12 protein-coding genes are annotated in these 13,014 nt (G+C 60.7%); 1 reads left to right on the top strand and 11 read right to left on the bottom strand.

Annotation, left to right across the window (positions count from 1 at the left end):
- Positions 1-66: 66 nt before the first annotated feature.
- Both AC07ZE_RS03300 and AC07ZE_RS03295 read right to left on the bottom strand, forming a co-directional pair.
- Positions 67-1,359 carry an adenylosuccinate synthase gene (locus AC07ZE_RS03300; protein ID WP_095192127.1) on the bottom strand — a complete coding sequence of 431 codons (1,293 nt, stop codon included), beginning with the start codon at positions 1,357-1,359 and terminating at the stop codon, positions 67-69.
- A 54-nt stretch (positions 1,360-1,413) separates the two neighbouring features.
- A complete protein-coding gene (locus tag AC07ZE_RS03295; protein ID WP_207261220.1) occupies positions 1,414-2,601 on the bottom strand; it encodes an ATP phosphoribosyltransferase regulatory subunit in 1,188 nt (395 codons plus the stop codon).
- Between the two features lie 49 nt (positions 2,602-2,650).
- On the opposite strand from AC07ZE_RS03295, the gene AC07ZE_RS03290 reads away from it, so the two are divergent.
- Positions 2,651-2,896, top strand: a complete 246-nt coding sequence (locus AC07ZE_RS03290) for a hypothetical protein (protein WP_137804222.1) — start codon at positions 2,651-2,653, stop codon at positions 2,894-2,896.
- 17 nt (positions 2,897-2,913) lie between these two features.
- Here AC07ZE_RS03290 and hflC read toward each other — a convergent pair whose 3' ends face one another.
- The 9 genes from hflC to AC07ZE_RS03245 form a co-directional block, all read right to left on the bottom strand.
- Positions 2,914-3,783 carry a protease modulator HflC gene (gene hflC / locus AC07ZE_RS03285; protein ID WP_095192129.1) on the bottom strand — a complete coding sequence of 290 codons (870 nt, stop codon included), beginning with the start codon at positions 3,781-3,783 and terminating at the stop codon, positions 2,914-2,916.
- Positions 3,783-4,955, bottom strand: a complete 1,173-nt coding sequence (gene hflK / locus AC07ZE_RS03280) for an FtsH protease activity modulator HflK (protein ID WP_207261218.1) — start codon at positions 4,953-4,955, stop codon at positions 3,783-3,785. The genes hflC and hflK overlap by 1 nt, the downstream gene beginning before the upstream one ends.
- 96 nt (positions 4,956-5,051) lie before the next feature.
- Complete coding sequence (hflX, locus tag AC07ZE_RS03275) at positions 5,052-6,353, bottom strand: ribosome rescue GTPase HflX (RefSeq protein ID WP_207261216.1); 1,302 nt, start codon at positions 6,351-6,353, stop codon at positions 5,052-5,054.
- Positions 6,354-6,365: 12 nt separating this feature from the next.
- Positions 6,366-6,626 carry an RNA chaperone Hfq gene (hfq, locus tag AC07ZE_RS03270; protein WP_007902656.1) on the bottom strand — a complete coding sequence of 87 codons (261 nt, stop codon included), beginning with the start codon at positions 6,624-6,626 and terminating at the stop codon, positions 6,366-6,368.
- Between the two features lie 96 nt (positions 6,627-6,722).
- Positions 6,723-7,694, bottom strand: coding sequence for a tRNA (adenosine(37)-N6)-dimethylallyltransferase MiaA (gene miaA / locus AC07ZE_RS03265; protein WP_137804221.1), 972 nt, complete (start codon positions 7,692-7,694; stop codon positions 6,723-6,725).
- A complete protein-coding gene (gene mutL / locus AC07ZE_RS03260) occupies positions 7,694-9,592 on the bottom strand; it encodes a DNA mismatch repair endonuclease MutL (RefSeq protein WP_207267755.1) in 1,899 nt (632 codons plus the stop codon). The genes miaA and mutL overlap by 1 nt, the downstream gene beginning before the upstream one ends.
- A gap of 8 nt (positions 9,593-9,600) precedes the next feature.
- Entirely contained in the window at positions 9,601-11,031 is a 1,431-nt protein-coding gene (locus tag AC07ZE_RS03255; protein ID WP_095192134.1) for an N-acetylmuramoyl-L-alanine amidase, read from the bottom strand.
- Entirely contained in the window at positions 11,032-11,502 is a 471-nt protein-coding gene (gene tsaE / locus AC07ZE_RS03250) for a tRNA (adenosine(37)-N6)-threonylcarbamoyltransferase complex ATPase subunit type 1 TsaE (RefSeq protein WP_095192135.1), read from the bottom strand.
- The gene (locus tag AC07ZE_RS03245; RefSeq protein ID WP_207261206.1) at positions 11,490-12,989 is read right to left on the bottom strand and encodes an NAD(P)H-hydrate dehydratase; all 1,500 of its coding nucleotides are present in this window, start codon (positions 12,987-12,989) and stop codon (positions 11,490-11,492) included. The genes tsaE and AC07ZE_RS03245 overlap by 13 nt, the downstream gene beginning before the upstream one ends.
- Positions 12,990-13,014 lie beyond the last annotated feature (25 nt).

Genomic DNA, 13,014 nt, shown 5'->3' with positions numbered 1-13,014 from the left:
CGTCCTACAGGCATATACGACAAAGGGCCCAATCAAGGGCCCTTTGTTTTTTACATCAACGACTTATCAAGCGAACGGATGACGCAGAACGATGGTTTCGTTGCGGTCCGGGCCCGTCGAAATAATGTCGATCGGCGCACCGACCAACTCTTCGACGCGCTTGATGTAGTTGCGCGCAGCTTGCGGCAGCTCTTCCAGCGTCTTGGCACCGAGGGTGGATTCTTTCCAGCCCGGCATCTCTTCGTACACCGGCTCCAGGCCGATGTAGCTGTCGGCGTCGGTCGGCGCGTCGATCACTGCACCATCCTGGTTCTTGTAGCCAACACAGATGTTGATGGTTTCCAGGCCGTCCAGTACGTCCAGCTTGGTCAGGCAAAGGCCCGAGATGCTGTTGACGTCGATGGCACGACGCAGGATGACGGCATCGAACCAGCCGCAACGACGGGCACGGCCGGTGGTTGCACCGAACTCGTGGCCACGCTTGGCCAGGAACGCGCCAACGTCGTCGAACAGTTCAGTCGGGAACGGGCCCGAACCGACACGAGTGGTGTAAGCCTTGGTGATGCCGAGGATGTAATCCAGGAACATCGGGCCGACACCCGAACCGGTGGCGATACCGCCCGCGGTGGTGTTGGAGCTGGTGACGTACGGGTAGGTACCGTGGTCGATGTCCAGCAGGGAGCCCTGGGCACCTTCGAACATGATGTCCTTGCCGGCACGACGCAGCTGGTGCAGTTCGGCGGTGACGTCGAGCATCATCGGCTTGAGCAGCTCGGCATACTCCATGCACTCGTCCAGGGTTTTCTGGAAGTCGATTGCAGGCTCTTTGTAGTAATTGACCAGTACGAAGTTGTGGTAGTCCAGCAGTTCGCCCAGCTTGGCGGCGAAACGCTCACGATGGAACAGGTCACCGATGCGCAGGCCGCGACGCGCAACCTTGTCTTCGTAGGCCGGGCCGATGCCACGACCGGTGGTGCCGATCTTCAGCTCGCCACGGGCCTTTTCACGGGCCTGGTCCAGTGCAACGTGGTAGGACAGGATCAGCGGGCAGGAAGGGCTGATACGCAGGCGCTCGCGCACCGGCACGCCTTTCTCTTCCAGCTTGTTGATTTCCCGCAGCAGGGCGTCAGGTGCAACCACCACGCCGTTACCGATCAGGCACTGCACGCCTTCGCGCAGCACGCCCGACGGGATCAGGTGCAAGACGGTTTTTTCACCGTCGATCACCAGCGTGTGGCCAGCGTTGTGGCCACCCTGGTAGCGCACTACGGCGGCAGCATGTTCGGTCAGCAGATCAACGATCTTGCCTTTGCCCTCATCACCCCATTGGGTGCCCAGGACTACGACATTCTTACCCATAACACTTGTCCTCATTCGCGCAAACTTGGTGCCGGCGGTGGCCGGCAGGAAAACTCAAGAAGCCAGTGGCGATACTTGCCAAAGCCCGTTCTGCTGAATCAATTGCCGGTCGCAGTCCGCTTCACGGGCGGCGGCCAAAGGTTGTCCAGGCAAGGCCTGAACGACACGCTGACCCTCACTGCGCAACTGGCAAACCTGCTGCCAGAGTGCCGCATCCGTACTGTCAGGCATCCAGATACCGCCAGACGGTAGCTCGATCTCAGCACGCCCCAGGGTCACCAGGGTTTTCAAATCGGTAGAGAAACCGGTTGCCGGACGGGCGCGACCGAAATCGGCGCCGATGTCGTCGTAACGACCGCCCTGGGCAATGGACTGACCAACACCCGGCACGAACGCGGCGAACACTACACCGGTGTGATAGTGGTAACCGCGCAACTCACCCAGGTCGAAGTACAACGGCAGCTCCGGGAAACGCACGGACAAACGCTCGGCAATCGCCAGCAGATCGTCCAGCGCGGCCAGAACCGGGGCCGGGGCCTTGGCCAGGCGCTCGCGGGCAGCCCCCAGTACTTCACGACCACCACACAGATCGACCAGTGCCTGCAGCATGGCCGACAGATCGGCCGGCAAGCCTTCGGTCAAGGTAATGACCTCGTCGATGGCTTTACGTTGCAATGCATTGAACAACTGTTGTTCGACTTCACCGGACAAGCCGGCGGCGCGGGCCAGCCCGCGATAGATACCCACATGCCCCAGGTCCATGTGCACGTCCGGCACATCGGCCAGTTGCAGCATGGCCAACATCAGACTGATGACCTCAACGTCACTGCTCGGGCTGGCATCGCCGTACAACTCGGCGCCCAACTGGATCGGGCTGCGCGAGGACGACAAGGCGCGCGGCTGCGCATGCAGCACGCTGCCGGCATAGCACAGACGGTTCGGGCCTTCGCGACGCAGGGTATGCGCATCGATACGCGCCACCTGCGGCGTGATGTCCGCGCGGAAACCCATCTGCCGGCCCGACTGCGGGTCGATGACCTTGAAGGTACGCAGATCCAGGTCCTGGCCCGCACCGGTCAGCAGGGATTCCAGGTACTCGATATGGGGAGTCACGACAAACTCGTAACCCCAGCTCTGGAACAGATCCAACACCTGGCGACGCGCGACTTCTATGCGCGCCGCTTCCGGTGGCAGTACTTCTTCGATGCCATCTGGCAGCAGCCAGCGGTCTACCGTTGCCATTACGCCATTCCCCTATGATCCGGGCGGCAAGCCTTTGGGCGAGCCTTGAGTGAAGCAGAAAACGCTCGGCTCAGCACAAACCACGCGCATGAGCGACGAAGCGAAAAGCCTGAAATGGGCTTCGCCAAGCACTTTCCTCGTAAAACCTGTCGAGCCATTGCGCTCGGGCACCTGCACAAAAACAGCAATCAAACGTGCAGACGCAAAAAAGCCGGGAATTTCCCGGCTGCCGCATCATACACACGTTTTCCCAAAGGATCACCCCGCCAGAGGTTTTAGCCGCCCGGCGGGATGATTCAGGTCAACGCCGTATCAAGGCTTGGCTTTTTCCAGGTAGTGGAAGAAGTCACTGCTTGGGTCGAGGACCATGACGTCGGATTTGTTCGCGAAGCTTTCACGGTAGGCACGCAGGCTACGGTAGAACGCGTAGAACTCCTGATCCTGACCGTAGGCCTTGGAGTAGATCGCAGCGGCCTGGGCATCGCCGTCACCGCGAATCTCTTCGGACTCACGGTAGGCTTCAGCCAGCAGCACGCGGCGTTGACGATCGGCGTCGGCACGGATGCCTTCAGCCAGTTCGTTACCCTTGGCGCGGTGCTCGCGAGCTTCACGCTCACGCTCGGTGCTCATACGCTCGAACACACTGCGATTCACTTCTTTTGGCAGGTCGATGGTCTTGACCCGGACATCGACGACTTCAATGCCCAACTCTTTTTCAGCCATCTTGTTCAGCGAAGCCGTGATATCCGCCATCAGCGCATCACGCTCACCCGACACCACTTCGTGCAGGGTGCGCTTACCGAACTGGTCACGCAGGCCCGATTCCAGACGGCGGGACAGACGCTCGTCGGCAATCTGCTTGAGGCCGGAAGTCGCGGTGTAGAAACGCTCGGCGTCCTTCACGCGCCACTTGGCGTAGGCATCAACCATCACGGCTTTCTTTTCCAGCGTCAGGAAGCGTTGTGTCGGTGCATCCAGCGTCATCAGGCGGGCGTCGAATTTGCGCACCTGGTTAACGTAAGGCACCTTCACATGCAGGCCTGGCTGAACATCGGTCTGAACCACGCGACCGAACTGCAGCAACACCGCACGCTCGGTCTGAGCCACGATGTAGAAGCAGTTCCAGGCAGCGATCGCCACGACGACGCCGACAATAAGGGCGATCAGCGATTTATTGCTCATCAGCGACTCTCCCTGGTACGTGCTTGCTGTTGCTGCAGATCAGCTGCCGCACGCGCATTCGCTTCATTGCTGGTGGCGGCTGCACTGCTCACCGGAGCGCTGGTGCTGCGACCACTATCGACCATTTTGTCCAGAGGCAAGTACAGAAGGTTGTTCTGGCCATTCTTGTTACCGGTCACGAGAACCTTGCTGGTGTTGCTGAAGACTTCCTGCATGGTGTCCAGGTACAGACGCTGGCGGGTGACTTCAGGCGCCTTGCGATACTCGGCGACCAGTTTGGTAAAGCGATCAGCCTCACCCTTGGCACGCGAGACAGTTTCGTCACGGTAGCCATTGGCGTCTTCGAGGATACGCTGGGCTTGACCACGAGCTTCCGGCACGACGCCGTTGGCGTAGGTTTCAGCCTGGTTGCGCGAACGCTGCTCGTCTTCACGGGCACGGATCACATCATCGAAGGCTTCCTGCACTTCACGCGGTGCCGCTGCGCTCTGTACGTTGACCTGAGTAACGGTGATGCCGGTGCGATAGGTATCCATGAAGCGTTGCAGGCGCTCCTTGATTTCGCTGGCCATCAATTCACGACCTTCGGTCAGTACCTGGTCCATCGCGGTGGAACCCACCACATGGCGCAAGGCGCTGTCGGTCGCGTGTTGCAGGCTGATTTCCGGCTGATCGACGCTCAGCACGAAGTCCTGCAGGTTGCTGATCTTGTACTGCACGGTCAGCGGCACTTCGACGATGTTTTCGTCTTCAGTCAGCATTTGACCCTGCTTGGTGTACGCACGCTCACGCGTGACGTTTTCCATGTACTTCTTGTCAATCGGCGGGAAATAAATGTTCAGACCCGGGCCGACGGTTTCGTAGTACTTGCCGAAGCGCAGCACCACAGCCTGCTCCTGCTCGTCGACTACATAGACCGCGCTGTACAGCCATACGGCCGCCAACACGACCAGGCCGATTCCGAGCAGACCGCCGAAGCCGCCGCTCTTGCCCGGACCACCACCGTCATCACCACGTTTCTTACCACCACCGAACAACCCGTTCAGGCTTTCCTGCAGCTTTCGGAAGGCCTCGTCGAGATCTGGCGGCCCCTTGCGATCGCCGTTATTACGGCGCTTGCCACCCCAAGGATCCTGATTATTCGAGTTGCCACCCGGCTCATTCCAAGCCATAGCGCTCTCCATCTGATAAAGCAAAGACGCACCCACGGCGCGCCGACCAATGCTACAGAATGCCTGTCACCACGGCACAACCGCTTTCTCAGGCTTTTATTGCAAAGTGTGTTGCTCGATGAATTCCAGCGGCTGCAAACCTTCGCGGCTCACCAGCCGATTCAATTCGGCCCGTGGCAAACGAACGGCCAGCAAGCTGAGACCTTCTTCGTCATGTTCTTCTTTCTGTACCGCACCGAGTTCGAAAAACTGCGCACGCAGTCGAGCAAATCGTTGCGGCAAGCGCAAGGTGCCAACAAACAAATCATCGCCGAGCAGTTCGGCCACGGCCTGCTTGAGCAGACCCAGGCCTGTACCCTCCTTGGCTGACAACCAGACCCGTTGCGGCTTGCCATCGGCATCGCGCTGGATCTGCGGTTCAACACCCTCGAGCAAATCGAGTTTGTTGTATACCTCAAGGATCGGCAAGTCCTGAGCCCCGATCTCACCCAGCACCACCATGACCTGCTCAATCTGGGCCATGCGCTCGGGCTCATGGGAGTCGATCACGTGCAGCAACAGGTCGGAATTGCTCGACTCTTCGAGCGTAGCCCGAAATGCCTCGACCAGTTTGTGCGGCAAGTGACGAATGAAACCCACGGTGTCGGCCAGCACGATCGGACCGAGATCGTCCAGTTCGAGTCGGCGCAGGGTCGGGTCGAGGGTGGCGAACAACTGGTCGGCGGCGAACACGTCAGACTCGGTGACCGAGTTGAACAGCGTCGATTTGCCGGCGTTGGTATAACCCACCAGTGAAACCGTCGGAATGTCAGCGCGCTTGCGGCCACGACGCGACTGTTCGCGCTGGCTGCGGACCTTTTCCAGGCGCCCCTTGATCTGCCGAAGGCGAACCCGCAACAGACGCCGGTCGGTTTCCAGCTGGGTTTCACCCGGACCGCGCAGACCGATACCGCCCTTCTGCCGCTCAAGGTGAGTCCAGCCACGAACCAGCCGCGTGCTCATGTGCTCAAGCTGAGCCAGTTCGACCTGGAGCTTGCCTTCATGGGTACGGGCGCGTTGGGCGAAGATATCGAGAATCAGACCCGTGCGGTCGATCACGCGACACTCGAATATCCTTTCGAGGTTACGTTCCTGACTGGGCGTGAGGATGTGATTGAAAATCACCAGATCTACCTGTTCGGCTTTGACCAGGTCGCGTAACTCCTCGACCTTGCCGCTGCCAATCAGGTATTTGGCGGTTGGCCGATTACGCGGCACGTTGAAAAACGCGACGGTCTCGGCGCCAGCCGACATTGCCAACTCCTGAAACTCCTGCGGATCTTCGCGCGCCTCAGGGTCCTGACCATCCAAGTGAACGAGAATGGCTCGCTCACCACCACCGTGGCGCTCAAAGAACAAAGGAGACTCCTATCAGGCGTTACCTGGCTCAGCATCACCTGCTTCGGATTCGGTTGCGCTAGGCAGACGAATTGGACGAACCGGCACTACTGTAGAGATAGCGTGTTTGTAGACCATTTGGCTGACGGTGTTTTTCAGCAGGATAACGAACTGGTCGAAAGACTCGATCGTGCCTTGCAGCTTGATACCGTTAACCAGGTAGATGGACACCCCAACTTTCTCTTTACGTAAAGTATTCAAGTAAGGGTCTTGTAGCGAATGCCCTTTTGACATGTGCCGCACTCCTTTAAGGATTCAATATAAAAAAAATAGGTAATCAGATGGCTTGTGGCCGTCACACCCCCAAGGATAGACGGCAATTGCAAGGACTCAGCTCAATATGGAGATGGTCCCCAGGTATTTCAAGGCGCGCGGCAGATTGTCGCAATCCAGGCTGTCCAGCCAGTGTAAATCAGCCCAACTGCGCAGCCAGGTGAACTGGCGCTTTGCCAATTGGCGCGTGGCGATGATTCCACGCTCCTGCATCTCGGCTGACGTCAGCTTGCCATCCAGGTAGTCCCAGACTTGTCGGTAGCCTACCGCACGTATAGACGGCAACCCGGCATGCAGGTCACTTCGCTCACGCAGGGCTACGACCTCGTCGATGAATCCCTGTTCCAACATTAAAGTGAATCTTTGTTTAATTCGCTCATGCAGTACCTGACGATTTGCCGGAGCAATCGCCAAGTTCGCGACAGTATAGGGCAATTGTTGCCGTCCCGAAGCGGCTGCTTCAGTACTTTGCGCAGATTGTTGCAGGCGAAGCGCGGTCATGCTCTGACCACTGACGCGATAAACTTCCAGCGCTCGACTGAGCCGCTGCGGATCGTTCGGATGAATGCGCGCCGCGGAAACCGGATCGATCACCGCCAATTGTTCGTGCAAGGCTTGCCAGCCGAGGCGTGCAGCCTCTTCTTCGATTTGTGCGCGCACGTCCGGGTCGGCAGCCGGCATATCGGCCAGGCCTTCGAGCAAAGCCTTGTAGTAGAGCATTGTGCCGCCTACCAGCAGCGGAATTTTTCCGCGCGAAGTGATATCTGCCATGGCTTCGAGCGCGTCACGACGAAAATCCGCGGCCGAATAACTCTCGGCCGGATCAAGAATGTCGATCAAACGGTGCGGAAACTGCGCCAGAAGCTCCTTCGACGGCTTGGCGGTGCCGATGTCCATGCCACGGTAGACCAGTGCCGAATCAACGCTGATCAGTTCGCAGGGCAGGACCTTGGTGAGTTCGATGGCCAGGTCGGTCTTGCCGGCGGCGGTCGGCCCCATCAGGAAAATGGCAGGTGGGAGCTGGCTCATCAACGACCGCGCAAAAACAGTTTGTCCAGATCGTCCAGGCCCAGTTGGGTCCAGGTCGGTCGGCCATGGTTGCATTGACCGCTGCGCTCGGTGTTTTCCATGTCACGCAGCAGACCGTTCATTTCCGGCAAGGCCAGACGCCGGTTAGCCCGGATCGCGCCGTGGCAGGCCATGGTGCCGAGTAATTCGTTCAGGTGTGCCTGAATCCGGTCGCTGGTGCCGTACTCCATCAGGTCAGCCAGCACATCGCCGACCAGCCGATTGGCTTCGGCCTGTTTGAGCAGTGCCGGAATCTGCCGGATGGCCAGGGTTTCCGGGCCCAGGCGCTGCAATTCGAAGCCCAGTCGCTGGAACCAGGCGGCATGCTCTTCAGCGCAATCGGCTTCACGCTGGCTGACCGCCAGGGACTCCGGCACCAGCAGCGGCTGTCCGCTCAGGCCTTCACTGGCCATGGCGACTTTCAGGCGTTCGTACATGATCCGTTCATGTGCGGCGTGCATGTCCACCAGCACCAGCCCCTGGGCGTTCTCCGAAAGAATGTAGATACCCTTGAGCTGCGCCAGCGCATAACCCAGCGGCGGGATGTCACCCTGCCCGGCCGGCAGCGCGACCGCATTGGCTTCGGGCAGCGGCGCGAAGAACTCGCGATAGGCGGCCTGGGCTTCGGCGGCAGGCACAGCGGACTGAGGACGCGGTGTGTATTGATACTGGTAACCACCCCCCGAACCCGATCCGGCTGGCGCATTGAACGACGGTTGTGCCTGAGGCTGCTCCAGCAACGCATTGGCCGCCAGACGCATTTCACCCTGGGGACCGAACTCACCGGCATCCAGCCCGGTAGGCCGGACAATCGCTGTCGCAACCGGCGCCGCCAATTGGTCTTCCGGCCGCACATCACCCAAGGCGCGGTGCAAGGTGCCATAGAGAAAATCGTGGACCATGCGCCCGTCACGGAAACGAACTTCGTGTTTGGTCGGGTGTACGTTGACGTCAACGCCCGCCGGATCGACGTCGAAAAACAGTACAAATGTCGGGTGTCGCCCATTGAACAGTACGTCGCGATAAGCCTGGCGCACCGCATGGGCCACCAGCTTGTCGCGCACCGCACGGCCGTTGACGAAGAAATACTGCAAATCCGCCTGGCTGCGGTTGAACGTCGGCAACCCGACCCAACCCCACAGGTGCAGGCCGTTGCGCTCGATCTCGATCGGCAGCGCCTGCTCCAGAAAACCGGGACCGCAAATCGCCGCGACTCGCCGGGCACGGGCCGCATCGTCGTGGGCTTCGTGCAGGCTGAGGATGGTCTTGCCGTTGTGGCGCAGATGGAACGCCACGTCGAAACGCGCCAGGGCCAAACGCTTGATCACTTCTTGCAGATGATCAAATTCGGTTTTTTCGGTCTTGAGAAACTTGCGTCGTGCCGGCGTGTTGAAGAACAGGTCGCGAACTTCGACGGAGGTGCCTACCGGATGCGCTGCCGGCTGTACGCGGGGCGCCATGTCACGACCTTCGGTCTCGACCTGCCAGGCCTGATCGGCTTCGCGGGTGCGGGACGTCAGGGTAAGGCGCGCCACGGAACTGATCGAAGCCAACGCCTCACCGCGAAAGCCCAGGCTCATGACCTGTTCCAGGTCTTCGAGATTGCGGATTTTGCTGGTGGCGTGTCGCGCCAGGGCCAGCGGCAGGTCATCGGCAGAAATGCCGCTGCCATCGTCGCGCACCCGCAGCAACTTGACGCCGCCCTGCTCCACATCGACATCGATGCGTCTGGCGCCGGAATCGAGGCTGTTTTCCAGCAACTCCTTGATCACCGAAGCCGGGCGCTCTACCACCTCGCCGGCGGCAATCTGGTTTGCCAGCCGAGGACTGAGCAGCTCGATGCGGGCAGCGTTGGTCAGCACCTGGTTCATTCTTTGGCCGCCAATTCAGTGCCAGGGATGGTCAAGTGCTGACCGACCTTGAGTTCGTCACTCGCCAGGTTGTTGGCACTGCGCAGCGCGGCCGGCGACACCTGATAACGCACGGCGATCATCGCCAGCGTCTCGCCCGGATTTACCCGGTGGTCACGCGGGCCTTGGGCGATTTTCCCGGAATCACGCAGCCAGGCGATGTAAGTGCCCGGTGGCGGATTTTGCTGGAAGAATTGACGCACTCCGCTGCTGATCGAGCGGGCCAGCGCCTGCTGGTGGCTCGACGCGGCCAGTTTCGAGGCTTCGTTGGCGTTGGAGATAAATCCGGTTTCCACCAGGATCGATGGAATATCCGGCGATTTCAGCACCATGAACCCGGCCTGTTCAACCCGCTGCTTGTGCAGCGGTGTGACCCGGCCAATGTTGCTCAATACTTTCTGACCGACGTTCAGACTGGAGGTCAGGGACGCGGTCATCGACAGGTCGAGCAGCACGCCGGCGAGCATGCGGTCCTTGTCGTCGAGGCTCACATTACCGGCACCACCGATCAGGTCGGAACGGTTTTCACTGTCGGCCAGCCAGCGCGCGGTCTCCGAGGTGGCACCACGATCAGACAGAGCGAACACGGAAGCACCGAACGCGGCGGTCGAAGGCGCGGCGTCGGCGTGGATGGATACGAACAGGTCGGCGCCCTTCTTGCGGGCGATTTCGGTACGCCCGCGCAACGGAATGAAGTAGTCGCCGGTGCGGGTCAGCTCGGCACGGAAACCCTTGATGCCGTTGACCTGGCGCTGCAATTCGCGGGCAATCTGCAGCACCACGTCTTTTTCGCGCTGACCGCGCGAGCCGGAGGCGCCCGGGTCTTCGCCACCGTGACCGGCATCGATCACCACAATGATGTCGCGTTTACCCGCCGGGGCCGGAGGCAGCTTGATAGCAGGCTCCGTCGGCGTGACCGGTACGGCTGGCACCGTGGCCACCGACGGCGTCGGTGCAGGCGGCGGCGCGGCATCGGCCGGGTTATCGAACAGATCGACCACCAATCGGTTGCCGTACTGGGCGTTGGGGGCCAGGGAGAAGCTTTTCGGGGTGACGGCCTTTTTCAGGTCGATGACCACCCGCAGGTCCGTCGGCGTGCGCTGGGCCGAGCGCATGGCGGTGATCGGGGTATTGGCGCTGTTGACGTTCAACGGCGCACCCAAGGACGCGCCATTGATGTCGATGACCAGACGATCGGGGGCCGTCAGGGTAAAGACGCTGTGCTGCACAGGGCCGGTCAGGTCAAACACCAGCCGTGTGTTGTCCGGCGCCCGCCACAGGCGAACACTGTTGACCTTCGTCTCGGCCACAGCGTCGACGGTCACCGCCAAAAACAATACCCCTACGGCAGCAACCAACGCGCGAAAGCGCATACCTAACCCCATCATTTATTTGGATTCCAATGCCAAAGCGGCACACCACGACTCGCCGCGCGAGCCCTGGGACAAAATTTTCAGCGAACGCCCGCTGTCTTGCGGGCTAATGGTAATGGTCAGGTCGGGCTTTGGCAAAAAGCCTGCACCTTTATCGGGCCATTCGATCAGGCACAGGGCGTCGTCTTCGAAATAGTCGCGGATACCGAGGAATTCCAGCTCTTCCGGATCGACCAGGCGATACAGGTCAAAGTGGAAGGCGCGAATATCGCCAATCTCGTAGGGCTCGACCAGGGTGAAAGTCGGACTCTTTACCGCCCCGACGTGCCCCAGCCCCCGGATGATGCCCCGGGACAACGTGGTCTTGCCCATCCCCAGGTTGCCTTCGAGAAAGATCAGGCCGTGCCCTTTAGTGGTTTGGGCGATGCGTGCGCCAAACGCGGTCATCGCCTCTTCATCAGCCAGGTACAGGGTTACTTCAGACACGGTGCTTGCTCCTCCAACAACTGACGAATGGCTGGAATCAGATCACTGGCCGCCAGCCCGCGGCCCAATTTACCTTGCTGCTCACCGGCATTGGCGTGCAGCCAGACCGCCAGGCAGGCGGCGTCGAACGTATCCATGCCCTGGGCCAACAGGGCGCCGACCAGACCGGCCAGTACATCACCCAGACCGGCGGTGGCCATGGCTGGATGGCCCTGATGACACACTGCCAACCGCCCGTCAGGACTGGCGATCAGGCTGCCGGCGCCCTTGAGCACCACGACCGCTGTATATTTTTTGCTCAAGGCGCGCACTGCCGCAGGGCGATCAGCCTGCACCTCGGCAGTACTCATGCCCAGCAGCCGCGCCGCTTCGCCCGGATGCGGCGTGATCACACAATCCCTGGGCAGTTTCACACGCTCCTGCGCCAGCATGTTCAGCGCATCGGCGTCCCAGACTTGCGCAAGTGGTGCATTGGCGGCAGCGGACAACAAACTGTGCCCCCAGGCAGCCTGACCCAAACCGGGACCGACGACCAACACGGAAACTTTTTGCAGCAATTCCATCAACTGATTGGCCGACGAAGTACCCAACACCATCGCCTCGGGGATTCGGGCCAAAGCGGCGGGCACATGTTCGCTGCGGGTCGCCACCGACACCATGCCCGCACCGGCGCGCAGCGCACTTTGCGCACTGAGCAGGATCGCGCCACCCAGTCCGCGATCGCCACCGATCAGCAGCACATGGCCGAATTTGCCTTTGTGGGAAGTGGGGGCACGGGTGGCCAATTGCGGCAGATTGCCAGCCGTCAGCCGCCGGGCACTGGTCGCAGTACTTTCAAGCAGCTGCGGATCGGCGTGCAGGTCGTTGAAGACCAACTCGCCCACCACGTCCGCCGCGTCACCGGTGAACAAACCCAGTTTCAAACCGATGAACGTCGCCGTCAGATCGGCTCGTACCGCATTGCCGAGGATTCGTCCCGTATCGGCGCAGAGTCCGGAAGGGATATCCACCGCCACCACTGGCAGCCCACTGGCGTTAATCGCCGCGATGACGCTGGCGTAAGGCTCGCGCACCTCACCGGTCAGGCCGGTGCCCAGCAAGGCGTCCAGCATGAGGCCGCGCAATTCGGAGTTTGCTGCCCAGGCTTCGATAAAGACGTTTTCGGACACCGCCTCAGCATGAGCCGCCGCCGCATCACCGCGCAGCTGCTGCGGATCGCCCGCCGCCAGTACCCGAACCGACCAACCGGCACGCTTGGCCAACACGGCCACCAGATAACCGTCACCGGCGTTATTGCCGTGACCGGCGACCACCGTCAATTCGCTCGCCGTCGGCCACTGGCGGACCAACGCTCGCCAGGTCGCCCGCGCCGCGCGCCGCATCAATTCGAAGCCCGGGGTACCGGCCGCAATCAAGCTCGCATCGAGCCCTCGGACCTGCGCAGCGCTGTACAGCGCGTCGGGTAAATCATCTTTAGTGTGCAGCATGCGTCTTCGGGCTCCGATGTCTGGC

Source organism: Pseudomonas sp. GW101-3H06, assembly GCF_059424605.1.
The sequence above is the reverse complement of the archived record's forward strand: the minus strand, read 5'-3'. Positions and strand labels throughout refer to the sequence as shown.